Raw genomic sequence first — 22,706 nt, 5'->3', positions numbered from 1 at the left:
TGCGACGGCCGGGGTCCGCAGCCGTGGGGCCGTCAGCGGAGGCGGCGGAGCAGACCGCGCGCCGTGCGGGCGGCCTTCGACCTGAGCAGGTAGGCCGCGTCGACGGCCCGGCCGATCGCGTGGTGCCGCTTCGCGTGCCCCGCCGAGTGGGTGCGGCGGCTCGCGCCCCGGTCGACGAGCTCCGTCCAGAGCGCCTCGTGCCGGGCCACGATCCGAACGGGGTCGAAGCGTTCGGAGGAGGCGAGCGCCGCCCGCGCCGTCTTCGCGCGCAGCTCGTCGTCCTCGACGAGACCGCGCAGCGCCCGCGCGACCGCGGCCGCGTCGTCGACCGGCACGAGCCGGCCGTCGACCCCGTCCTCGATGATCTCGCGCGGACCGTTCGGACAGTCGGTCGCCACCACCGGCAGGCCGCAGCGCATCGCCTCCACGATCGCCATCCCGAAGGACTCCCGCTGCGAGGTCACCGCGGCGATCGAGCCCTTGGCCCACTCCGGTTCCATCGGATGGACGGCGCCCATGAGGAGGACCCGGCCGCCGAGGCCCCGCTCCTCGATCTGCCGGGCCAGCGCGTCCCGGAGGTCCTCGACGGCGTCACCGGTGCCGTAGATCCGCAGCTTCCACTCCGGGTGGTCCGCGGCGACCTCGGCAAAGGCGTCGATGAGCACGTCGTACCGCTTGACGCGGGTCAGCCGACCCGCCGCCACGACGGTCTTCGCCGCGGGGTCGGCGGGCGGCAGGGCGGGCGCGGGAACGCTGTTGGGCACGGCCTCGATCCGTACGCCGGGCAGCCCCAGTCTCCGGTAGGCGCGGGCGTCGGCCTCGGTGACCGTCGTGACGGCGTCGAGGAGCCGGTACTCGTGCCGGATGTCCCGCCGGAGCCGGCGGCTGTGGCCGGCCAGGACCAGGTGCTCCTGGCCGACGAGGACCGGCCCCCGCCGGGCCTGCCGGGCCAGGTGGACGTTGAGCCCGGGGCGGGTGGCGACGAGGACGTCGGCCTCGACGCCGCGCAGGTACTCCCCGATCCGGGCGTCGGTGAGCGCGCTGTACTGCTTCCAGCGGCCGTCGCCGCGCGGGAAGACCCGGGTGGGCCGGTGGAGGTCGGGATGGTCCCCGTCGAAATCGGGGCTGTCCTCGCGCAGGTCGACGAGGTGACGGAGCGTCACGTCCGCCGGGAGGCCGAGGATCGGCCGGTCGCGGTGGCGGAACACGGAGACGATCTCGACCTCGTGACGGGTGGCCAGTTCCTCGGCGAGCGTGAACGTGGTCCGGATCGTGCCGCCGTAGTGGTAACCGTTGTGGAGCAGAATGGAGATACGCATCGGGCTGCCGGTTCCCCCCGGTCAGTGATGTCGGTCGGTCGCGCCGACTGTACTGCCGGGACGTCCCCTCGTAGCGCCGGGACGTACCTCCGCTTCACGGGCGATAGCCCACCATGGGCACGGTCATGCAGTTGTCCGTCATGTCGCCCTGCCCCACCCAGCCCCGGCCGTCCTCCCAACGGGCCACGGACAGACAGGTGTGACGGGTCTTGGGCGGCTCCGCGAGGTGCTCGAAGCGGACCGGCAGCAGCAGCCCGCGCGCGGTGTACGGCTCCGGCCTGTTCAGGTACTCCTCGACGCAGCCCCGGGTGAGTCCGCCACCGGCCAGGCAGGAGCGGGCCGCGTCGGTGAACCACATCGCCGCCGCCCACCCCTCCAGCTGCCACTGGGACAGGGGCCGCTGGCCCATCGCCGCCCGGAACTCGCGGACCGCGGGGTGGTCGGTGTCCTGGTGGTTGCGGCTCGCTCCGGTCGCCCACAGGGCGTTCCGGCAGCCGGGGGCGCGGGCGTAGTCGCGGGCTACGGACGAGGACCAGTTCTGGACGTTGGTGACCTTGGCGTCGACACGGACCCCGAGCGCCTCCATCGCCTCGCACAGCCGGACGTTGCCGTGGGTGTCCATCGCGTCGAAGAGGAGGTCGACGCCCTGGTCCCGCAGATCGGCCGCGACAGCGCGGAAGTTGGGCAGGGCGAAGTCGACCTGCTCGTCGACGACCCGGTAGCCCTCGGCGCGCAGCCCGTCGGAGACCAGCCGGGCGTACGCGGCGGACGCGGCCTGGTTGTACGAGACGACGGCGGCGGTCTTCGCCCCCTTCTCCCGCTCGAACCACCGGTAGACCTCGGTCCCGCCGTACAGGGTCCCGTCCCAGCCGGGCTTCCCGCCGGTGCGCGGGGCGGAGCTGCCGTAGATCCCGTAGAGGTGCGGATACGTGTCGTAGGCGGGCGTGAGGGGCTGGCCGCCGATGTCGGGGACGCCGGCCCTGGCGACGAGCGGCGCGCCCGCGTAGTTCAGGGCGGTGGTGGCGACGAGCGCGAAGACCCGGCGCTCGTCGACCAGCCGGTGCACGCACGCGTTGTTGCCGACGCCGCTGCCGCCGTCGTCGCAGGTCTCGACCTCGATGCGGCGTCCGTCGAGGCCGCCGCGGGCGTTGAGGGCGTCGAAGTAGGCGCGGGCTCCGTCGCGGGGGCCGGTGAGGGCCTGCCCGCCGACCGGGCTCGTGGCGCTGGTGATGATCCCGACGCGGAGCGGCTCACCGCCGGAGGGGTTGGCGGTGGGCCGCGTCTCGAAGGCGCGCTCCGGGAGCCGGCTGCCGCAGCCCACGAGGAGCGTGAGCAGCACGGCCAGGAGCAGCGCCGCGACCGCCTCAGCAGCCCGGAACGGTGACACCGCTCAGCTCGACCAGGCCGCAGAGGGTCTTGACGGAGACCTTCCAGGTGCCGTCCTGGAGGATCGTGGTGCCCTGGGAGTCGGGCAGGGCGGGGGCCCCGCCGACGAGCAGGTCGTAGGTGACGTCCGCGCCGGCGGCCGAGGTGAACTCGACGTCCGTGACCTTCGCCGAGGTCATGGCGGCGTTCCTGTCGCCGGCGAAGGCGGCGAGGACCGGCCGCATCGTCTCGCCGTTCTCCAGGAGCTCCATCTTCTCGCCCGCGGGGACCTTCGGGTCGAAGAAGGCCGTCCAGTTCTTGGTGATCTCCGCCTCGGCCGCGGCCGGGTCGGCGGGTTCGTCCTCCTCCGACGGCTCGGCGGTCATCTCGTACGGCGAGGTCTCCGACACCTCGTCGCCGGACGTCGTGTCGTCGGAGCAGCCCGCGACGGCGGGGGCGAGGGCCAGCAGGGCGGCGGCCGCGAGGGCAGCGAGCCGGGGGCGTCCGCCGAGTCGTCCAAGAACCATCTGGCTCACCACCCGGGTGTCTCGCCAGGCCGCGTCGCCTGCTGCTTCCAGGGTGGGGCGAACCGGGGCATAGTGCAAGGAAAGGGAGAGACGAGGGAGGCCTGTGCAGAGGTCCCGGATCCTGCTGTGGGGCGGTGTCACGGCTGTCGCCGTGGGCGCGGTGCTGTGCGCGCTCGGCTGGTACGGGATCTCCGGGGAGCGCTTCGCCGAGCGACAGCTGCCCTATCTGGCCTCCTCCACCCTGCCTGGGGCCGCGCTGATCGTGTCGGGCGCGGTCCTGGTCGCGGCGGCACTCCTGCTCCCCACGGGCCCTTCGGACCGGGCACACGCACCCGACCGGGCACCCCCGCCCGACACCGCGGAGACTCCCCCGCCCTCCTCGGACGGCCCCCTCCTCCGGGTCCCCGGCGGCACCCTGGCCCACCGCCCCGACTGCCCGCTGGTCGCGGGCAAGGCGGAGGCGACGGAGGCGGGCGACGCGGCCCTGGACCCCTGCCCGGTATGTGACCCATGGCGTCCCTGACGTACGAACTGACGCTCGCCGGCCTCGCCGTCGGCAGCGCCGCCGCGCTCACCGGGATCGGCCTGATCGTCACCTACCGGGCGACCGGGGTGCTGAACCTGGCGCACGGCGCCGTCGCGATGATCTGCGCGTACGTCCTGCGGCAGCTGGTGGTCGTGTGGGGCTGGCCGCTGCCGCTGGGCGCCCTGGTCACCCTCCTGGTGGTGGCCCCAGGCATCGGCCTGGTCCTGGACCGCGGCGTGTTCCGCCCGCTCGCGCTCCTCGGTTCGAACCCGGCGCAGACCCTGGTGGCCTCGATCGGCGTCTTCGTGCTGCTCGTGGGCGGGGCGGCGCTGCTCTGGGGCGGCGGGGCGCGGGACGACGCGCCGGTGCTGCTCGGAGACGACCCGTGGGCCCAGCTGGCGGCGGTGGTGGCGCTGGCCTGTCTGGTGGCGGCGGTGACGCGGTGGACCCCGTTCGGCCGGGAGCTGAGGGCGGTGGTCGACAACCGCCCGCTCGCCGTCCTTTCGGGGGTGGACGCGGACCGGGTGGCGGCTGCGGGCTGGGCGTTCGGCTCGTTCACGGCAGGGCTGACGGGCGTGCTCCTCGCCCCGTACGTACGGCTCGACCCGTACGGGCTGCCGCTGCTCGTCATCGAGGTGATCGCGGTCGCGGTGATCGCCAGGATGCGCTCGCTGCCGGTCGCGATCGCGGCGGCGGTCGCGATCGGGGTCGCGCAGGCGCAGATGACCCGGCTGCACCCGGAGGGCTGGGCGGGCCCGCTGGTGCAGGCGCTGGGGGCGAACCTCTTCGTGGTGGCGCTCCTGGTGGCGGCGCTGGTCCTGCCGGGCGTCGGCGGCAAGGGCCGGGACGCCCTGCCCCCACCGGCCCGCACCCGTCCCCTCCCCACCGCCGTCCGGCCGGCCGTCGCCGTCCTGTTCCTCCTCCCCCTCGGCTTCGCGGGCTCCGACCTGCAGACGGCGGTACAGGTCCCGGCGCTGGCGCTCATCCTGTTGTCCCTCGTCGTGGTGGCGGGCCGGGGCGGCCAGATCGCACTGGGCCAGGCGGCGTACGCGGGCCTGGGCGCGCTGTTCACGGCCATGCTGGCGACGGCGGGCGTCCCGGCCCTCGTGGCGCTGGGACTGGCGGTGCCGATGGTGGCCGTGGTGGGCCTGGTGACGGCCTGGCCGGCGATCCGCCGCCACGGCCTGGCCCTCGCCCTGGCCACCCTGGCGACCGGCGTGGCGGTGAGCCGCTTCGTCCTCACCCAGCCGTACGCGACGGCGGGCCTGTCCCTGGGCCGACCGGCGGGCTTCTCCGACGACCGCGCCTTCTACGCCCTGGAGCTGGTCCTGCTGGCCGGCTGCCTGGCCCTGGTGGCGGCGCTGCGCCGGGGCCGCACGGGCCGCGCGCTGGCCGCCCTGAGGGACCACGAACCGGGCGCGGAGGCGGCGGGCGTCCCGGTCCCGGGCCTCAAGCTCCTCGCCTTCGTCCTGGGCGCGGCCCTGGCGGCCCTGGGCGGCGGCCTCCTGGGTATGGGCCTGCGCGCCTTCGACCCGGAGGCGTACGACCCCGTACGCGGCCTGCTCTGGTTCGCGGCCGTCCTGGTCCTGGGCGCCGACAGCCTCCTCACGCCCCTGGCGGGCGCGGCCCTCCTGGTCACCCTGGACGCGGGCCCCCAGGCAGGCACGGCAGCAGCCCTCGTAGGCCTCCTGGCCACCCAGTCGGGCCGCTTCCCCCCACTGACGACACTGCGCCTCCGAACCCCCCACCCACCGCCGGCCGCCGACAGCTCCCCACCCCTCACGGGAAGACCCGCACCTGTGTCGACGTCCGTCACGGGCGGTGCGGCTGGGAACCCCCGCCCGGCCGGAGGCCGGACGCACCCCCACCGACCCGTGCCGGACCACTCACGCGCACCCGTACCGACACCCGCACCCGCCCCCACCCCGGAACTCCGCGCCACCGACCTCACCCTCACCTACCCCGGCGGCATCACCGCCCTCTCCCACGTCACCCTCGCCCTCGCCCCTGCCCGCATCACCGCCCTCGTCGGCCCCAACGGCGCCGGCAAGAGCACCCTCTTCGACTGCCTCGCCGGAACCCTCCGCCCCCGGCACAGCCAAGGCCGGATCACGCTCGGCGGCACCGACATCACCGCCCTCCCGGCGCACGCCCGGACGCGGCTGGGGATCGCCCGGACCTTCCAGCGGCTCGCCGTGTTCCCTTCGCTGTCCGTCGAGGAGAACGTCCGCCTCGGGGCGGAGCGGGGCCGGGTCCGCGGCGACCCCGCCGCGGTCGAGCGGAGCCTGCGTCTGGTCGGCCTCGCCGGCCCCGTACGGCACCGCGCGGCCGCCGACCTGCCGACCGGCACGCTGCGCCGGGTCGAGCTGGCCCGCGCGCTCGCGGGGCAACCGCACACGCTGCTCCTCGACGAACCCGCCGCCGGCCTCGACGCCGCCGAGACCGCCGCGCTCGCCCGGATCCTCGCCGCGCTCGCCGCCGACGGCCTGACGGTCCTCGTCGTCGAGCACGACCCGGACCTCGTCGCGGGCATCGCCCACACCGTGCACACCCTGGAAGGCGGCCGGCTCCTGTCATGAGCGCCGAGATCGAACTGCACGCGGCCCGGGTCCGCTACGGCCCCCTGGAGGCCCTGCACGGCCTCGACCTGCCCGTGCCGGCCGGCACCGTCACCGTGCTCCTGGGGCGCAACGGCGCGGGCCGCACCACGGCCCTGCGGGCCCTCGCCGGCACGGTCGGGCTCTCCGCCGGCCGGGTCCTGTGGCGCGGCGCCGACGTGACCCGGCTCCCGCCCCACGAGCGGGCACGCCGGGGGCTCTGCTTCGTACCGGATCTGCGGGCGGTGTACGAGGGGCTGACCGTCGCCGAGAACCTCGCGCTCACCGTGCCGGGCGGCGACGACTCCCCGGCCCCGTACCCCGAGCTCGTACCCCTGCTGTCCAGGGCTGCCGGGACCCTCTCCGGCGGGGAGCGCCGGATGCTGGCCCTGTCCCGGGCCCTGCTGGGGCACGCGCGCGTAGTGCTGGTCGACGAGCCGTCGCTCGGCATGGCCCCGCCGGTCGCGGCCCGGACGTACGGGCTGCTCGCGGCGCTCGCCGTGGAGCGCGGGGCTGCCGTGGTCCTCGCCGAGCAGCGCGTACCGGAGGGGCTGCCGCGCGGCTCGCTCGTCCACGAGCTGCGCCGCGGCTCCCGCGCGTCCAGCGGGGAGCCGCACGAGTACGCCCGAGGCGCCACGCCCTGACGTCAGAGGGGCGCGATCCGCAGCATGGTGCCGACGACGATCCGGTTCGGATCGGGCCCGATGAGGCTCCGGTTCGCCGCGTAGAGCGCCTGCCAGCCGCCCTTGACTGCGAACCGCCGGGCGATGGAGCCGAGCGAGTCCCCCCGCTGGACGGTGTGGACGCGGCCACTGAGCCCGTACCGCTTGGAGCAGACGGGCCAGGCGCCCCAGCCCTGCGTGCGCAGGACCTCCTCCGCGATCGTGATCTGCTGCGGGCGGGTCGCCAGGTCGGCGCGCGGGGCGTACTTCGTGCCACCGTGCTCGACCCAGGTCGGCTGCCAGAACTGGAGCCCTCCGTAGAAGCCGTTGCCGGTGTTGATGTGCCAGCGGCCGCTGCTCTCGCACTCGGCGACACACCCCCACGGCCACTGGTCGACGGCGCAGGCGTAGCCCGGCACGCCCGTCGCGGCGCGCACGGCGTCGGCGGAGGACGAGACGGCCCCGGCGACGGCACCGGCCACGACGGCGTCCCACGGCCCGTCGGACGCGTCCCGGGCGTGGGCGGAGACCGGCGTCAGGGCGATCAGCGCCGCCGCGGCCATCACCGGACCGGCCGTCCAAAATCGGATCTTCGACATCGCCGCAGGCTAGGCAGGCGCCCGGCGCCCCCGGCCCGTGCCGCGCGGAACACTGTTCACACCCCACCCGGTCGGAGTCACCGGCCCCGCCGCACGAGCCACCGGCAAGTTGCCTCGCTTCCACGCGTGACCCCGGCCGATCCTGACCCGTTGAACTCGTCATGAGACGCCCGGGAACGGCCCGGCGTCCCCCCGTACCGAGTCCAGGGAGCCCCCCGTGCCGCGCATGCTCGACGTCAGCGAGGACGTACGCGCCGAGATCGGCGACGAAGAAGCCGACCGGCTGCTTGCCGGCGACAACGCCCCGGGCAGCTACGACTGCACCTCCTGCCGCACGCCGGGGGACTCCGAGCAGGAGCGCACCAGCACGGTGCTGTTCGTCGGTGAGGAGACCGCGGTCCTCGCGTTCGCCCACGCCAGCTGCATCCCTTCCCAGGTCGTCAAGGTCGCCGAGGCGCAGCTCCAGGGAGCCGTCGCCTCGATCACCGCGTCGGACGCCGCCGACGCGCTGTCCGCCGCCCACCCCGAGCAGGCCGTGCTCGGGGTCACCAGCGGGCTCGTCCTGATCGAGGGCGAGCTGCACCCGGCGCTGGTCGTGGAGCCGACCGCCCCCGTGGCCCGCCCGGGCACCGACGGCCTCGTCGACGAGTTCCTGCCGCTCCTCGCGGAGCAGGGCTTCCGGCCGGTCACCGACCTCAACGAGAAGCCCGCGCCGCTGCCGGGCTGGTCGGTCCTGGTCGCCATGGGCCAGCTGCACTCCGTCCTCCAGCCGGGGCCGAACGGCGCGGGTCAGGCCGCCTGGTGGCAGGCGCACCAGCCGCTCCAGGTCACCGAGGGCTGGCGCGCGGCGGCCAACAAGTCGCACACGGTCCTGGTCTTCGCCGCCCCGGTGGGCTCCATCGGCCAGCAGCCCCGCGAGGACCTGCTGCGCGACGCCCTGGAGAAGGCCGCGGCGAACGGGCGCCTGGTGGCGGCGGCGATGCCGCTGGCCGGTACCTGATGGACGACGGCCGGCCCGGCATAGGGCTCCCGCGGACCCCAGGCGGACGGGTGGGACCACCGGCGCAGGGCGGGCTGGGAGAGCTGGGCCGGCTGAGCGGACTGACGGGCAGCGGCGGACTGACGGGCGCGGGCGGACCGGCGGCACCCGCCGGTCCGCCCGCGGGCGTCCCTCTGGGGGCGGCGGGCGCACGGAGCACGGGAGGCGCGGTGGTGCCGGAGGTTCCGACCGTGCCGCGTCCCCGGCGGGCTGCTCTTTCGGAGAGCCGCCCGCATCCGACCGGCGGCGGGGTCGTTGGCACGTACGTGCACCCATACGACCCTTTCCTCCAGCCGTATCCGAGCCAGATCCCCTCCATGCGCCCGGCGCAGGACGTCGCGGCGGGCCAGTCGGCCACGCCGATCTACGACGCCCTGCTCTCGGAGTACCGCCGGTCGTTCCGTACGCTGCCGGGTGACCGCAGCGGCGAGGAGGACGTGGTCTTCCGGGCCTTCGGCACGACCGCGAGCACGGGTCTGTACGGAAACGCCCAGGGATACGGAGCCGTACAGGGGTACGGCACCGGCTCCCGCTACGGCTCCGCGTATCCGCCGGTGTGGCCGGCGCAGCACCACACCCCGGCGGCGCTCCCGCCGGGTCCGCGCCGGGGCTTCTGAGTCATCCGTGAACGGCTGAGGGCCGGGGCACATCGCCCCGGCCCTCAGCCATGCCGCTACCGCTGCCGGCTACTTCTTACGGCCGCGCTTCTCGCGGACGCGCACCGAGATGTGGATCGGGGTGCCCTCGAAGCCGAACTCCTCGCGCAGACGGCGCTCGATGAAGCGCCGGTAGCCCGCCTCCAGGAAGCCCGAGGCGAAGAGCACGAACCGCGGCGGCTTGGTGCCTGCCTGCGTGCCGAAGAGGATGCGGGGCTGCTTGCCACCGCGGATCGGGTGCGGGTGGGCCGCGACGATCTCACCGAGGAAGGCGTTCAGCCGGCCGGTGGGGACGCGGGTCTCCCAGCCGGCGAGGGCGGTCTCGATGGCCGGGACCAGCTTGTCCATGTGGCGGCCGGTCTTGGCGGAGACGTTGACCCGGGGCGCCCAGACGACCTGCTGCATCTCGGTCTCGATCTCGCGCTCGAGGTAGTAGCGGCGCTCCTCGTCGAGCTCGTCCCACTTGTTGTAGGCGATGACGATGGCGCGGCCCGACTCGACCGCCATCGTGATGATGCGCTGGTCCTGGACCGAGATCTTGTCGGTGGTGTCGATGAGGATGACCGCCACCTCCGCCTTCTCGATGGCGGCCGCGGTCCGCAGGGAGGCGTAGTAGTCCGCGCCCGACTGGAGGTGGACCTTCTTGCGGATGCCGGCGGTGTCGACGAACTTCCACGTCACGCCGCCGAGCTCGATGAGCTCGTCGACCGGGTCGCGGGTGGTGCCGGCCAGCTCGTTGACGACGACGCGGTCCTCGTTCGCCACCTTGTTGAGCAGGGAGGACTTGCCGACGTTCGGGCGGCCGATGAGGGCGATGCGGCGCGGGCCGCCGACGGCGTTGCCGAAGCGCTGCTCGGGGGCCTCCGGCAGCTTCCTCAGGACCTCGTCGAGGAGGTCGCCGGTGCCGCGGCCGTGCAGCGAGGAGACGGGGAACGGCTCGCCGAGGCCCAGGGACCAGAGCGTGGCGGCGTCGGCCTCGCCGGACTGTCCGTCGACCTTGTTGGCGGCGAGGACGACCGGCTTCCCGGCGCGGCGGAGCAGCTTGACGACGGCCTCGTCGGTGTCGGTGGCACCGACGGTGGCGTCCACGACGAAGAGGCAGGCGTCGGCGGCCTCGATGGCGAACTCGGCCTGGGCGGCGACGGAGGCGTCGATGCCGAGGACGTCCTGCTCCCAGCCGCCGGTGTCGACGACCTTGAAGCGGCGCCCGGCCCATTCGGCCTCGTAGGTGACGCGGTCGCGGGTGACGCCCGGCTTGTCCTCGACGACGGCCTCGCGGCGGCCGATGATGCGGTTCACCAGGGTCGACTTGCCGACGTTCGGTCGGCCGACGACGGCGAGGACGGGGAGCGGGCCGTGCCCGGCCTCCTCGATCGCGCCCTCGACCTCTTCGGCGTCGAAGCCTTCTTCCGCGGCGAGCTCCATGAACTCCGTGTACTCGGCGTCGCCAAGCGCCCCGTGGTCGTGCTGGTCGTTCATGAAGTCCGTTCCTTGATCATTCGTGGTCGGTGGGTCCCCGGGCCGCGGGGCCCACTACTCAAAGTCTCGCTCAGCGCCCGGTGAGGCGCCTGGCGTTTTCCAGGTGCTCGGTGAGCCGCCCCTGGATCCGTACGGTGGCCTCGTCGAGGGCCTTGCGGGTGCGGCGGCCGGAGCCGTCGCCCGCGTCGAAGGCGTCACCGAAGACGACGTCGACGCGGCCGCGCAGCGGAGGCAGTGCCTTGACCAACCGTCCGCGGCGCTCGGTGCTTCCCAGGACGGCGACCGGGACGATCGGTGCGCCGCTGCGGACGGCGAAGTACGCGAGGCCGGCGCGCAGCGAGGCGAAGTCGCCCTCGCCGCGGGTGCCCTCGGGGAAGATCCCGAGGACGCCGCCCTGCTCCAGGACGCCCAGGGCGTTGCCTATCGCGTGCCGGTCGGTGCTCTCGCGGTCGACCTTGACCTGCCCGATGCCCTCCAGGAAGGGCCCGAGGGCCCCGACGAAGGCTTCCTTCTTGATGAGGAAGTGCACCGGGCGCGGTGCGGTGCCCATGAGCATGGGGCCGTCGATGTTGTGCGCGTGGTTGACGGCGAAGATGACGGGGCCGGAGGCCGGCACCCGCCAGGCGCCGAGGACACGCGGCTTCCAGAAGCCGTACATCAGGCCGATGCCGATGCGTCGGCCGACGGCGGCGCCCCTCTCGGAGGGCACGGTCACTTGGCGGCCGTCCTCTTCTCGTCCACGAGGGTGACGACGCACTCGATGACCTGGTCCAGGGTGAGGTCGGTGGTGTCGACCTCGACGGCGTCGCCGGCCTTCGCGAGCGGGGAGGTCTTGCGGCTGGAGTCGGCCGCGTCCCGCTTGACCAGCGCTTCCTTCGTCGCCTGGACGTCGGCGCCCTTGAGCTCGCCGGAGCGGCGGGCGGCACGGGCCTCGGGCGAGGCGGTGAGGAAGATCTTCAGGTCGGCGTCCGGCAGGACGGTGGTGCCGATGTCCCGGCCCTCGACGACGATGCCCTGCTCGGCGCTGCGGGCGATGGACCGCTGGAGCTCCGTGATCAGGCTCCGGACCTCGGGGACGGCGCTGACGGCGCTGACCTTGGAGGTGACCTCCTCGGTCCGGATGGGACCGGCCGCGTCGGCACCGTCCACGGTGATCGTGGGGCGGCCCGGGTCGGTGCCGGAGACGATGACCGGCTTGGAGGCGGCGTTGGCGACGGCCTCGGCGTCGGTCACGTCGACGCCGTTGCTGATCATCCACCAGGTGATCGCCCGGTACTGGGCGCCGGTGTCGAGGTAGCTCAGCCCCAGCTTGGCGGCGACCGCCTTCGAGGTGCTCGACTTGCCCGTGCCGGACGGCCCGTCGATGGCGACGATCACGGATTCCACGGTGGGAACACCTTCCTGGGGGAGCGATAGGGGCCTCGCCGAGATGCGGGCACCCCCACAAGGTTACCGAGTCCCCGGCACCCGTTCGGCCCCACCCACCTGGCACCCCGAGCCATACGCCCCAGGCCGGGCAACGCCCACCGCCGTGCGGGGGCGCGGCTCGCACGAGACCGGACGGTACCCACCCCCCCGTGTGGGGCCGCGCCTCGCACGAGACCGGACGGCGCCCACCCCCGTGCGGGCAGTCGTCCCGCGGGGGCGGGACGGGTGGGCACACGGGACGGCGCCCTCCGCGGGCGCCTCCGCCCCCTGTACCGACCCGCACCATCGGCGGCGCGTGCGCACCCGGGTGCGGTCCGGGCCGGACACCCCCTAGGGGCGCCTGCCCACCCTCCGCTCAGGTCGTGCGGAGTGCCCAGCCCCGTTCCTGGAGGGAGGCGCTCAGGGCCGGCGCCGCCGCCGGGTCGACCATCAGCTGGACCAGGCCCGCCTGCTGCCCGGTCGCGTGCTCGATGCGGACGTCCTCGATGTTGACCCCCGCACGCCCCGCGTCCGCGAAGATCCGGGCCAGCTCGCCCGGCTGGTCGCTGATCAGGACCGCGACGGTCTCGTAGGCCGTGGGCGCGGCGCCGTGCTTGCCGGGGACGCGCGCCCGCCCGGCGTTCCCGCGGCGCAGGACGTCCTCGACCCCGGACGCGCCGTCCCTGCGCTTGTCCTCGTCCGCGGACTGCAGGGACCGCAGCGCGCGGACCGTCTCGTCGAGGTCGGCGGCGACGCCCGAGAGGACGTCGGCGACGGGGCCCGGGTTCGCGGAGAGGATCTCGACCCACATGCGCGGATCGGAGGCGGCGATCCGGGTGACGTCCCGGATGCCCTGCCCACAGAGCCGTACCGCCGACTCGTCGGCCTCCTCAAGGCGTGCCGCGACCATCGACGACACCAGCTGCGGGGTGTGGGAGACGAGGGCGACGGCCCGGTCGTGGGCGTCGGCGTCCATGACGACGGGCACGGCCCGGCAGAGGGCGACGAGCTCCAGGGCGAGGTTGAGGACCTCGGTGTCGGTGTCCCGGGTCGGCGTGAGGACCCACGGCCGCCCCTCGAAGAGGTCCGCGGTCGCCGCGAGCGGTCCCGAGCGCTCCTTGCCGGACATCGGGTGCGAACCGATGTACGCGGTGAGGTCGAGGCCCAGCGCCTCCAGCTCCCGCTTCGGCCCGCCCTTGACGCTCGCCACGTCCAGGTAGCCGCGCGCGAGGCCGGCCGACATCGCCTCGGCGAGGGTCGCGGCGACGTGCGCGGGGGGTACGGCGACGATCGCGAGGTCCACGCGCCCCTCGGGCGCCTCGTCGGTGCCCGCGCCGAGCGCGGCGGCGGTCCGGGCGCGCGCCGGGTCGTGGTCGCGGAGGTGGACCGTGACGCCCCGGCCCGCCAGGGCGATCGCGGCGGAGGTGCCGATCAGTCCGGTGCCGATGACGAGCGCTGTTCTCACTGGGCGATGTCCTTGCGCAGGGCGGCCGCGGCACCGAGGTAGACGTGCGCGATCCGGGACTTGGGCAGTTCGGTCTCGACGTGGGCGAGGAGCCGGACGACCCTCGGCATCGCACCCTCTATGTCGAGCTCCTGGGCGCAGATCAGGGGCACGTCGACGATCCCGAGGTCCCGGGCCGCGGCGGCGGGGAAGTCGCTGTGCAGATCGGGGGTGGCCGTGAACCAGATGCTGATCAGGTCGTCTGCGGTGAGTTCGTTGCGCGCGAGGACGGCGGTGAGCAGCTCCTCGACCTGCTCGCGCATGTGTCCGGCCTCGTCCCGCTCCAGCTGGACGGCTCCTCGGACCGCTCGTACCGCCACGTCGTGCTCCTTCGCCTGCGTCAAGTGCTCCGTTCAGCCTAGTCAGCGGCGGGGAGGACGCGCCGCGGCGCCCGCCCTCCGAGACGGAGGGCGGGCGCCGGGGCCACCTCCAAGACACCCCCTAGAGCTGCTGCCTGCGGATGATGTCCTCCAGGGAGCCCGAGGGAACCGAGCCGTCCGGGGTCAGCTTGTCGACGGCCTGGGGCAGGGACCGGGCGATCTGGTCGGCGGCCTCCTGCGGGCTGACGCCCGCGTCCGCCGCGACCTTCTGGAGGGTGTCGTCGGGGAGCGCCTCGGCGATCTGGGCGCCGCTGACGGGCTGGTTCCGGCCGGTGCCGACCCAGGACTCGGCCTGGTCGACGAGGCCGGACTTCGTCAGCATGTCGATCAGCCCGCCGAGCGGGTTCGCCCCCTCGGCTCCGCCGCCGCTCTTGCCGCCCGCGAGGGCGCCGAGCAGGGAGCCGAGGACACCGGCCCCGCCGCCACCTCCCTGGTTGCCGCCTCCGAGGAGGCCGCCGAGGAGACTGCCGAGGTCGCTTCCCGCCATCGTTCTGCCTTTCGTCCGGTACGGAACACGCACAATCTCACCCATATCGGTACGTTCCGCCACTCGGTGTACACACGGCACCCGGGGAAGCGCTCGGCGCGCGGTAGAACAGTCGGCATGCTGCTGCACGTCGTACCCCTCGCCGAATGGTCCGCCGACCCCGCCGATCCCACCGCTCCCTACGCCCCGGCGTCGCTCGCGTCCGAGGGCTTCGTCCACTGCTCGGCCGACGAGCCCGCGGCCCTGGCGATCGCCGACGGCCCCTACCGGTCCGCGTCCGGCCCGCTCCTCGTCCTGGTGATCGACGAGTCCCGGCTGAGCGGTGAGGTCCGCTGGGAGGGCGCCGAGGGCAGGTTGTACCCGCACGTCTACGGGCGGATCGAGCGGGCCGCGGTGACGGAGGTCCTGGAGGTCCGCAGGGACGCGGACGGCCGTGCGAGGGAGCTGACGCCCCGCGCGTAGGCGTGTTGCGGGACCTGGGCCCCGGGCGCCGCCAAGCTGAGCGCCATGACTTCACGCGCCACGAACCGCCGTACCGTCCTGTCCGCCGCCGCGGCCCTGACGACGGGTTGCGGCTCGGACGGCGGGGGTGACGGCGGTACGGAGTCCACCGCCCCGGCCACACCCGACACCTCGGCCGCGCCGAGCGCCCCCGCGACCTCCGCGACACCCGAGGCGTCCGCCACCTCGGCCACGGCGACCGGCGCCGCCCCACTGGCCAGGACCTCCGAGATCCCGCTGGGCGGCGGCACGGTCTTCACCGGGGAGAAGGTGGTCGTCACACAGCCCGCCGCCGGGGAGTTCAAGGCCTTCTCCGCGGTCTGCACCCACCAGGGCTGCCTGGTGAACAAGGTCGCGAACGGCACCATCGACTGTCCCTGCCACGGCTCCAAGTTCCGCATCGCCGACGGCTCGGTGGCGGCGGGCCCGGCTCCCCGCCCACTGCCGGCCGAGCAGATCAATGTCTCGGGGGACTCGATCACCCTCGCGTAGCCTGACCGCCATGACCCCGGACGAGCTGGTGCGCGACCACACGATCTACTCCTGCGTGATGGGCTCGCGCGCCTTCGGTCTGGCGACCGAGGGCAGCGACACCGACATCCGGGGCGTCTATGTCGCCCCGACGCCGCTCTTCTGGCGGTTCGACAAGCCGCCGGCCCATGTGGAGGGCCCGGGCGAGGACCAGTTCAGCTGGGAGCTGGAGCGCTTCTGTGAACTGGCCCTGCGCAACAACCCGAACGTCCTGGAGTGCCTGCACTCCCCCGTCGTCGAGCACGTGAACGACGTCGGGCGCGAACTGCTCTCCCTGCGCGGGGCGTTCCTGTCCCGGCAGGCCCACCAGACCTTCGTCCGGTACGCCGGCGGCCAGCGGCGCAAGCTGGACGCGGACGTCCGCCAGCACGGGGCGCCGCGCTGGAAGCACGCGATGCACCTGCTGCGGCTGCTGACGAGCTGCCGTGACCTGCTGCGCACGGGCGAGCTCCGCGTCGACGTCGGCGAGGAGCGCGACCGGTTCCTCGCGGTCAAGCACGGCGAGGTGTCGTGGCAGGAGGTCGAGTCCTGGATGGACCGCCTCCAGGACGAGGCGGACCGGGCCCACGACGCCAGCCCGCTCCCGGCCGCCCCGGACCACGCCCGCGTCCAGGACTTCCTGGTCCGCGCCCGCCGCGCCTCGCTCTGACGCCCTCCCGACGCACCGCGCGGCCAAGACGCACCCTCACCCGAGGCGCCCTCTCGACAGGCCGCACCACGCGACCAAGGCGCACCCTCGCCCGAGGCGCCCCGCTCGACCAGAGCGTCCCCTCGACCGAGGAGACGCCGAGGGCCCCGTTCAGACGTCCCAGAGCGCACCGAAGGCCAGCAGCTCGCTCCGGTACTCGATGTGCCGCGCCCACTCCTCCGGCCAGGCGTCGGCGCCCAGGTGTGCGCCGGCGAAGGCGCCCGCGAGGGCCGCGATCGAGTCGGAGTCGCCGCGCGTGCAGGCCGCCCTGCGCAGGGCGGTGAGCGGCTCGTCGGGGAAGAGCAGGAAGCAGAGCAGGCCGGTCGCGAAGGCCTCCTCGGCGATCCAGCCGTCGCCGGTGTACTCGCAGGGATCGAGCTCCGGGTCGGCCGTGCGCTGGACGGCGTCCAGGCGCTCCAGGACGGCCAGGCACTCGTCCCAGCCGCGCCGGATGAAGTGCCCCGCGCTGGGGTCCTGGGAGCGGGTCCACAGGTCGCCGAGCCAGTGCTCGTGGTAGCGGTCCCGGTTCTCGTACGCGTACGAGCGCAGCTGTCCGACGAGCCCGGTCGGGTCCACGCCCTGGGCGAGGAGCCACACGGCGCGGGCGGTGAGGTCGGAGGCGGCGAGGGCGGTGGGGTGGCCGTGGGTGAGGGCCGCCTGGAGCTGGGCGGCGCCGGCGGTCCGCTCGTCGTACAGGTGCCGGAGTCCGAGCGGGGCGACCCGCATGTTGGCGCCGCAGCCCTTGGAGTGGATCTGGCTGGCGTCCTGCCAGAGGCCCTCGCCGTCGAGGAGCTCGCAGGCACGGAGGCAGGTGTTGCCGGGGGCGCGGTTGTTGTCCGGCGAGTGGTACCAGAGGACGTACTCCCGGCGGATGGTGGCGGCGAGCCGCTCGGGGCCCGCCACTCCCCGCTCGTCGCACGCCCTGACGGCCCGGGCGAGGGCGAGCGTCATCTGGGTGTCGTCGGTGACGTAGGCCGTGCCGCGGGTCACGGGCAGCTTCGTCCTGCGCCACGGGCCGTGCTTCGCGAGGATCGACGGCACGTCGTGGAACTCGGTCGGGAAGCCCAGCGCGTCGCCGAGCGCCAGCCCGATCAGCGCCCCTGTGGCGGCCTTCTTGGCGGTCTGCCGCGTCATGTGGATCGTCCTTCCGGTCGGAGCAGCGGCGGGTGGAGGGCCGTGGCCTCTCCCGCCCTGTAGAGCGCGGCCGGTTTCCCCCGTCCGCCGGTGCGGCGCGGCGGTCCTTCCACGGCCCGGACGAAGCCGGGGGTGGTGAGGACCTTGCGCCGGAAGTTGGGGCGGTCGAGTTCGACGCCCCAGACCGTCTCGTACACCTGCCGCAGCTCGCCGAGGGTGAACTCCGGCGGGCAGAAGGCGGTCGCGAGGCACGAGTACTCGAGCTTGGCGCCGACGCGTTCGCGGGCGTCGGCGAGGATCCGGTCGTGGTCGAAGGCCAGCGGCCCGTGCTCGCCGTAGGGCAGCCAGCGCGCCTCGGCCGCGTCGCCGCCGCCGCGCGGCTCGGGCAGGCCGGGGACGAGTGCGGTGAAGGCGACGGAGACGATCCGCATCCGGGGGTCCCGGTCGGGGTCGCTGTAGGTGCGGAGCTGTTCGAGGTGGAGTCCCTCGACGGTGGCCCCGGGCAGCCCGGTCTCCTCCGCGAGCTCGCGGAGGGCGGCCGTCTCGGCGGACTCGCGCGGCAGGACGAAGCCGCCGGGCAGCGCCCACTCCCCCGCGTACGGCTCCTGGCCGCGCTGGACGAGGAGGACGTGCAGGCGCTCCTCGCGGACGGTGAGGACGGCGAGGTCGACCGTGACGGCGAAGGGTTCGAAGGCGTACCTGTCGTAGCCCTCGGGCACCTTGGGGGTGCTCATCGGCGCTCCTGGGTGCGATCGGCGAGGCCGGCGCCCTCGGCGAGCAGGGCGTCGACGGCGGCGACGGCCGACGCGAGCCGCTCCTCGTGGGGGCCGCTGAGGACGGCCGTGCGGCGGCCGGTGCGGGCGAGCTGGGTGAGGAGACGCGCGGTCATCCAGGGCCGCAGGCCGTCGTCCCCGCCGCCGACGCCCCGGTGGTCGGTGAGCAGCCAGAGGTGCTGCCGGCCGCGGGCGGCGATCTCCCCGGTCTCGGCGCTCGCGGTGCCCAGGTGCCGCTCGTGCCAGATGGCGGTGGCGAAGGCGTCGGTGTCGCAGAAGAGGACGGGCGAGCCGTCGCGGGCGGCCTCCTCCTCCAGCTCGGCCTGGCGCTGCGCGATGACGGGGAAGTCGGAGGAGCGGAAGGCGCTGCCGGTCCGGGTGGCGCCGGAGTGCTCGGCCCGGAGTCCGGCGAGCTCGAGTTCACGGCGCTCGCGCCCGTACGCCGGTACGCAGCGGGTGCGGGCCCAGACGCCGCCGCGCCGCCGGTAGTGGTCGGCGAGGGCGAGGGCCATGGTGGTGACGCCGGTGGACTCGGCGCCGAGGACGACGACGCGCCGGGTGAGTCCGGCGCGGACCGGCGGCTCGAGGAAGTCCCAGGAGCCGGGGAGGTCGGCGCGGACGGCGGCGTCGGAGACGGGGAAGCGGGTGGGGTCGGGGCCGGGGACGACGGTCACGGACTCCGCGCCGAAGCGGCGGCCGGGCTCCTTCCCGTACGGCTCCGAGGTGAAGACCGCGTCGACACGCTCGGGCACGGCCGCCTCCAGGTCCTCGTCGACGGCTCCGACGACGAGGACGTCCGGGTGGATCTCGCGCATCCAGGCGACCCGGTCCGCCAGGGACGGGCTCTCGTCCAGGGCGGCGCGGACGAGGACGGTGAGGCGCTCGCACCGCTCGCCCGCGGCGCGGACGAGGTGGTGGTGACCGGCGTGCGGCGGACGGAACCGGCCGAGGACGAGACCGTGGCCGTAGCGCTTGGGACCGCCCTCGGGCTTCCCGCCTTCGGGCCCCGAGCCCGGGGATCTCATGCCGTCGGAGCTCATACCGCCGAATCCCATGCCGTCGGAACGCATGCCGTCGAATCCCATGCCGTCCCCACCCCTCCCACCGCGAGCGGCCGGACCCTCCCGGTGCGGCCGGTGCGGCGCACCGGGAGGGAGCCGGAGCCTGGTCCACCCCCGTGGGTCCAGGTCCGGCTGCCGCTCGCGGCGAGGGCGATGCGGACGATGAAGACGAACGTGCGGCTCACACCCGCCTCCTTAAGAGTCACCTTGACTATAAATGCTGACGGGTCCCGGCCACAAGCGCGAAAGAGGCCCGTGACCGACGTGCGGTCACGGGCCTCTCGCGGAGGGGGCGGGAACTACATCCCGACTTCCTTCATCAGCATGCCGACCTCGGTGTTGGTCAGACGACGCAGCCAGCCCGACTTCTGGTCGCCCAGGGAGATCGGACCGAAGGCCGTACGGACCAGCTTGTCGACCGGGAAGCCGGCCTCGGCCAGCATCCGGCGCACGATGTGCTTGCGGCCCTCGTGCAGCGTGACCTCGACCAGGTAGTTCTTGCCGGTCTGCTCGACGACACGGAAGTGGTCGGCGCGGGCGTACCCGTCCTCCAGCTCGATGCCGTCCTTGAGCATGCGGCCGACCTCGCGGGGCAGCGGGCCGGTGATCGCGGCGAGGTAGGTCTTCTTCACGCCGTACTTGGGGTGCGTGAGGCGGTGGGCCAGCTCACCGTGGTTGGTGAGCAGGATGATGCCCTCGGTCTCCGTGTCGAGCCGGCCGACGTGGAAGAGCCGGGTCTCACGGTTGTTGACGTAGTCGCCCAGGCACTGGCGGCCTTCCGGGTCCTCCATGGTGGAGACGACGCCGGAGGGCTTGTTCAGCGCGAAGAACAGGTGGGACTGGGTGGCGACGGTCAGGCCGTCCACCTTGATCTCGTCCTTCTCCGGGTCGACGCGCATGCCCTGCTCGAGCACGATCTGGCCGTTGACCTCGACACGGGCCTGCTCGATGAGCTCCTCGCAGGCACGCCGGGAGCCCATACCGGCACGGGCGAGGACCTTCTGCAGACGCTCGCCCTCCTGCTCGGCGCCGGGGAAGGTCTTCGGGGTCTTGATCTCCGGCTTGCCGGCGTACCGCTCCCGGTTGCGCTCCTCCGTGCGGGCGTCGTACTCGCGCGAGCGGGCCGGGGTCGTACGGCCGCCACCGCGCTGCGGGGACTGCCGGGGACCACCCTTGGCGCCACCGCGCGCGGAGGAGCCGCGGCCGCTCTTGGGGCCGCCGGCGGAGCCGCCGAGGCCGGGGACGTCGTACTGGCGCTCCTCGGGACGCGGGTTGCGCGGCCTGCCGCTGCCGCCGCCCTGCCTGTCGTCGCGGCCGCCGCCGGCGCCGCGGTAGCCACCGCCACCGCCGCTGCCGCTGCCACCACGACCGGCACCGCCTCCGCTGCCACCACGACCGCCGCCGCCGCTGCCGCCCCGGTAGCCACCGCCACCGCTGCTGCTGCCGCCGCGGCCACCGCCGCTGCCGCCGCGGCCGCCGCTGTTGCCACCACGGCTCCCGCCGTTGTTTCCGCTGCTGTTCCTGCCGCTGCTGCTTCGCATCAAATTTCCGTCTTGTCGTCTACGTCTGCGTCCGGATCGAACGACGGGACGCCTTCCAGCGAGTCCGGCTCGACCGCCTCCGCCTCGGGGAGGAAAGGCGCGAGCTCGGGGAGTTCGTCCAGGCCGCGCAGGCCCATCCGCTCCAGGAAGTAGTTCGTCGTCCTGTACAGGATCGCACCTGTTTCGGGTTCCGCGCCCGCCTCCTCCACCAGACCCCGCTGGAGAAGGGTCCGCATGACCCCGTCGCAGTTGACCCCGCGGACCGCGGAGACCCGGGAACGGCTGACCGGCTGGCGGTACGCGACGACCGCGAGGGTCTCCAGGGCCGCCTGGGTGAGGCGGGCCTGCTGGCCGTCGAGCACGAAGGCCTCGACGGCTGCGGCGTGGGCCGCCCGCGTGTAGTAGCGCCAGCCGCCGGCCACCCGCCGCAGCTCGAAGCCGCGGCCCTGGGCGGTGTACTCGTCGGCCAGCTCGTGCAGGGCGTCGGCCACCTCGCGCGGGGTCCGGTCCAGGACCTTGGCGAGGTGCTGCTCGGTGGCGGGCTCGTCGACGACCATCAGGACGGCTTCGAGGGAGGGCTTGAGGTCGCTCACTCCTGGGCCTCCGTTTCTGGGGCGGATGCGGGGTCCGGGTCGACTGCGGGATCCGGGTCGGATTCCCGGTCCAGGTCGGATTCCCGGTCCGGGTCGGGTTCCCGGTCCGGGTCGGGTTCCCGGTCGAACTCGTCGGTGACGCGGGCCTCCCCGTCGCCGCCGGCCCAGGTGACAGTGAGCTCCCCGAGGGCCGTCTCCTGGTCGAGGCCGACGGCCTTCTCCCGGTAGAGCTCCAGGAGCGCGAGAAAGCGGGCGACGACCGTGAGGGGGTCGCCTGCGTCCTCGATCAGCTCGCGGAAGGCCGCGGTCCCGCGCTCGCGCAGCAGCGCGACGACCACGGCGGCCTGCTCGCGGACGCTGACGAGCGGGGCGTGGATGTGGTCGACGTACACCTGGGGTTCGGCCTTGGGCTGCATGGCCTTGACGGCCAGCTTGGCGAAGCCCTCGGCCCCGATGGAGATGACGACCTCGGGGAGCAGCTCGGCGTGGTGCGGTTCGAGTCCGACGGTACGGGGGTGGCGACGGCCCTCGGCCTCCCAGCGGTCCTGGAAGATCTCCGCGATCCGCTTGTACGCGCGGTACTGGAGGAGGCGGGCGAAGAGCAGGTCGCGGGCCTCCAGGAGGGCGAGGTCGGCCTCGTCCTCCACCTCTGCGACGGGCAGCAGCCGGGCGGCCTTGAGGTCGAGCAGGGTGGCGGCGACGACGAGGAACTCGGTGGTCTGGTCGAGGTCGCCGTCGGGGCCCAGGGCGCGGAGGTGCGCCATGAACTCGTCGGTGACCTGGGAGAGGGCGACCTCGGTGACGTCGAGCTTGTGCTTGGTGATGAGCTGGAGGAGCAGGTCGAAGGGCCCCTCGAAGTTCGCGAGCCGCACGGTGAACCGTCCGTCCCCGGCCTCGCCCCCGGCAGGAGCGACGGCCCCGGACTCGCCGACGGGCTCGGGCACGGCCCGGGGCGCAGGTCCGGCCGGGGAGGCCGCAGCCTCCGCGACGGGTGCGACCTCAGGTTCGGCCTCAAACTCGGCCATGAACACGTCGACGGGCTCGGCTTCGAGCCCGGCCGGGGACTCGGCCACAGGCCCGCCTTCGAGCCCGGCCAAGGACTCGACCACCGACTCGGCCACCGACTCGGCCACGGGTTCCGCGACGGGTACGGGTTCGACCAGCGTCTCCGCCGCAGGCTCCTCCGCAGCGTCCGCCCCGGCCGGCTCCACCCCCGCCCCGTCGGGCGCGGGCCCCCGCGTCCCGCCCGGGCCGCGGCCCAGGGGGCGGCGGCCCGGCGGGCGGGACGTTTCGTCAGAGGTGTGGCGCATGGGGGTCCAGGGGGAACGGAGAGCTCG

Annotated in this window: 24 protein-coding genes; 8 read left to right on the top strand and 16 right to left on the bottom strand. The window is 74.3% G+C overall.

Annotated features, from left to right (window positions below):
• Nucleotides 1-32: 32 nt before the first annotated feature.
• The 3 genes from IE124_RS21730 to IE124_RS21720 form a co-directional block, all read right to left on the bottom strand.
• Entirely contained in the window at nucleotides 33-1,319 is a 1,287-nt protein-coding gene (locus tag IE124_RS21730; protein WP_189509567.1) for a glycosyltransferase, read from the bottom strand.
• Between the two features lie 94 nt (nucleotides 1,320-1,413).
• On the bottom strand, nucleotides 1,414-2,706 hold the full coding sequence (locus IE124_RS21725; RefSeq protein ID WP_189509566.1) for an ABC transporter substrate-binding protein: 1,293 nt from the start codon (nucleotides 2,704-2,706) through the stop codon (nucleotides 1,414-1,416).
• The gene (locus IE124_RS21720; RefSeq protein WP_229832673.1) at nucleotides 2,684-3,211 is read right to left on the bottom strand and encodes an MTB12 C-terminal domain-containing protein; all 528 of its coding nucleotides are present in this window, start codon (nucleotides 3,209-3,211) and stop codon (nucleotides 2,684-2,686) included. The genes IE124_RS21725 and IE124_RS21720 overlap by 23 nt, the downstream gene beginning before the upstream one ends.
• Before the next feature lie 103 nt (nucleotides 3,212-3,314).
• On the opposite strand from IE124_RS21720, the gene IE124_RS21715 reads away from it, so the two are divergent.
• From IE124_RS21715 to IE124_RS21705, 3 genes are read left to right on the top strand one after another with little or no spacing between them, the layout of a single operon-like run.
• Nucleotides 3,315-3,734 carry a hypothetical protein gene (locus IE124_RS21715; RefSeq protein ID WP_189509564.1) on the top strand — a complete coding sequence of 140 codons (420 nt, stop codon included), beginning with the start codon at nucleotides 3,315-3,317 and terminating at the stop codon, nucleotides 3,732-3,734.
• The gene (locus tag IE124_RS21710) at nucleotides 3,722-6,316 is read left to right on the top strand and encodes an ABC transporter permease subunit (protein WP_189509563.1); all 2,595 of its coding nucleotides are present in this window, start codon (nucleotides 3,722-3,724) and stop codon (nucleotides 6,314-6,316) included. Before IE124_RS21715 ends, IE124_RS21710 begins: the two co-directional genes overlap by 13 nt.
• The gene (locus IE124_RS21705) at nucleotides 6,313-6,978 is read left to right on the top strand and encodes an ATP-binding cassette domain-containing protein (RefSeq protein ID WP_189509562.1); all 666 of its coding nucleotides are present in this window, start codon (nucleotides 6,313-6,315) and stop codon (nucleotides 6,976-6,978) included. Before IE124_RS21710 ends, IE124_RS21705 begins: the two co-directional genes overlap by 4 nt.
• Nucleotides 6,979-6,980: 2 nt before the next feature.
• Here the strand turns inward: IE124_RS21705 and IE124_RS21700 are convergent, their stop codons facing one another.
• Nucleotides 6,981-7,595, bottom strand: coding sequence for a LysM peptidoglycan-binding domain-containing protein (locus IE124_RS21700; protein ID WP_189509561.1), 615 nt, complete (start codon nucleotides 7,593-7,595; stop codon nucleotides 6,981-6,983).
• Nucleotides 7,596-7,812: 217 nt separating this feature from the next.
• On the opposite strand from IE124_RS21700, the gene IE124_RS21695 reads away from it, so the two are divergent.
• Nucleotides 7,813-8,595 (top strand): DUF8842 C-terminal domain-containing protein, encoded by a 783-nt coding sequence (locus IE124_RS21695; protein ID WP_055644328.1) that lies wholly within the window; start codon nucleotides 7,813-7,815, stop codon nucleotides 8,593-8,595.
• A gap of 356 nt (nucleotides 8,596-8,951) precedes the next feature.
• On the top strand, nucleotides 8,952-9,251 hold the full coding sequence (locus IE124_RS21690) for a hypothetical protein (protein ID WP_306432420.1): 300 nt from the start codon (nucleotides 8,952-8,954) through the stop codon (nucleotides 9,249-9,251).
• Between the two features lie 69 nt (nucleotides 9,252-9,320).
• Here IE124_RS21690 and der read toward each other — a convergent pair whose 3' ends face one another.
• The 6 genes from der to IE124_RS21660 form a co-directional block, all read right to left on the bottom strand.
• Nucleotides 9,321-10,769 (bottom strand): ribosome biogenesis GTPase Der, encoded by a 1,449-nt coding sequence (gene der, locus IE124_RS21685; RefSeq protein WP_189509559.1) that lies wholly within the window; start codon nucleotides 10,767-10,769, stop codon nucleotides 9,321-9,323.
• Nucleotides 10,770-10,839: 70 nt separating this feature from the next.
• Nucleotides 10,840-11,526, bottom strand: a complete 687-nt coding sequence (locus tag IE124_RS21680) for a lysophospholipid acyltransferase family protein (RefSeq protein WP_370468797.1) — start codon at nucleotides 11,524-11,526, stop codon at nucleotides 10,840-10,842.
• Nucleotides 11,481-12,155 carry a (d)CMP kinase gene (gene cmk, locus IE124_RS21675; RefSeq protein WP_189509557.1) on the bottom strand — a complete coding sequence of 225 codons (675 nt, stop codon included), beginning with the start codon at nucleotides 12,153-12,155 and terminating at the stop codon, nucleotides 11,481-11,483. The genes IE124_RS21680 and cmk overlap by 46 nt, the downstream gene beginning before the upstream one ends.
• Before the next feature lie 397 nt (nucleotides 12,156-12,552).
• Nucleotides 12,553-13,641, bottom strand: coding sequence for a prephenate dehydrogenase (locus tag IE124_RS21670; RefSeq protein ID WP_189509556.1), 1,089 nt, complete (start codon nucleotides 13,639-13,641; stop codon nucleotides 12,553-12,555).
• Nucleotides 13,638-14,000 (bottom strand): chorismate mutase, encoded by a 363-nt coding sequence (gene aroH, locus IE124_RS21665; RefSeq protein WP_150271687.1) that lies wholly within the window; start codon nucleotides 13,998-14,000, stop codon nucleotides 13,638-13,640. The genes IE124_RS21670 and aroH overlap by 4 nt, the downstream gene beginning before the upstream one ends.
• A 121-nt stretch (nucleotides 14,001-14,121) precedes the next feature.
• Complete coding sequence (locus IE124_RS21660; protein WP_465270624.1) at nucleotides 14,122-14,592, bottom strand: YidB family protein; 471 nt, start codon at nucleotides 14,590-14,592, stop codon at nucleotides 14,122-14,124.
• A 72-nt stretch (nucleotides 14,593-14,664) separates the two neighbouring features.
• On the opposite strand from IE124_RS21660, the gene IE124_RS21655 reads away from it, so the two are divergent.
• From IE124_RS21655 to IE124_RS21645, 3 genes are read left to right on the top strand one after another with little or no spacing between them, the layout of a single operon-like run.
• Nucleotides 14,665-15,009: a DUF952 domain-containing protein gene (locus IE124_RS21655; RefSeq protein ID WP_189509554.1), complete on the top strand. Its 345-nt coding sequence runs from the start codon at nucleotides 14,665-14,667 to the stop codon at nucleotides 15,007-15,009.
• 45 nt (nucleotides 15,010-15,054) lie between these two features.
• Complete coding sequence (locus IE124_RS21650) at nucleotides 15,055-15,540, top strand: Rieske (2Fe-2S) protein (protein ID WP_189509553.1); 486 nt, start codon at nucleotides 15,055-15,057, stop codon at nucleotides 15,538-15,540.
• A gap of 10 nt (nucleotides 15,541-15,550) precedes the next feature.
• A complete protein-coding gene (locus IE124_RS21645; RefSeq protein ID WP_189509552.1) occupies nucleotides 15,551-16,228 on the top strand; it encodes a nucleotidyltransferase domain-containing protein in 678 nt (225 codons plus the stop codon).
• Nucleotides 16,229-16,378: 150 nt separating this feature from the next.
• Here IE124_RS21645 and IE124_RS21640 read toward each other — a convergent pair whose 3' ends face one another.
• The 6 genes from IE124_RS21640 to IE124_RS21615 all read right to left on the bottom strand — a co-directional run bounded on the left by IE124_RS21640 (nucleotide 16,379) and on the right by IE124_RS21615 (nucleotide 22,679).
• A complete protein-coding gene (locus tag IE124_RS21640; protein WP_189509551.1) occupies nucleotides 16,379-17,401 on the bottom strand; it encodes an ADP-ribosylglycohydrolase family protein in 1,023 nt (340 codons plus the stop codon).
• Complete coding sequence (locus IE124_RS21635) at nucleotides 17,398-18,135, bottom strand: NUDIX hydrolase (RefSeq protein ID WP_189509550.1); 738 nt, start codon at nucleotides 18,133-18,135, stop codon at nucleotides 17,398-17,400. Before IE124_RS21635 ends, IE124_RS21640 begins: the two co-directional genes overlap by 4 nt.
• Nucleotides 18,132-19,199, bottom strand: a complete 1,068-nt coding sequence (locus tag IE124_RS21630; RefSeq protein WP_189509720.1) for an AAA family ATPase — start codon at nucleotides 19,197-19,199, stop codon at nucleotides 18,132-18,134. Before IE124_RS21630 ends, IE124_RS21635 begins: the two co-directional genes overlap by 4 nt.
• A gap of 335 nt (nucleotides 19,200-19,534) precedes the next feature.
• On the bottom strand, nucleotides 19,535-20,776 hold the full coding sequence (locus tag IE124_RS21625) for a pseudouridine synthase (RefSeq protein ID WP_189509549.1): 1,242 nt from the start codon (nucleotides 20,774-20,776) through the stop codon (nucleotides 19,535-19,537).
• Entirely contained in the window at nucleotides 20,776-21,333 is a 558-nt protein-coding gene (gene scpB, locus IE124_RS21620; protein WP_055646406.1) for an SMC-Scp complex subunit ScpB, read from the bottom strand. The genes IE124_RS21625 and scpB overlap by 1 nt, the downstream gene beginning before the upstream one ends.
• Before the next feature lie 32 nt (nucleotides 21,334-21,365).
• Nucleotides 21,366-22,679 (bottom strand): segregation and condensation protein A, encoded by a 1,314-nt coding sequence (locus tag IE124_RS21615; protein ID WP_229832670.1) that lies wholly within the window; start codon nucleotides 22,677-22,679, stop codon nucleotides 21,366-21,368.
• Nucleotides 22,680-22,706: the final 27 nt, after the last annotated feature.

Source organism: Streptomyces narbonensis (assembly GCF_014649015.1).
Classification (GTDB): Bacteria; Actinomycetota; Actinomycetes; order Streptomycetales; family Streptomycetaceae; genus Streptomyces; species Streptomyces narbonensis.
Note: the sequence above shows the minus strand (reverse complement) of the source record. Positions and strands in the feature narration are given on the sequence as shown.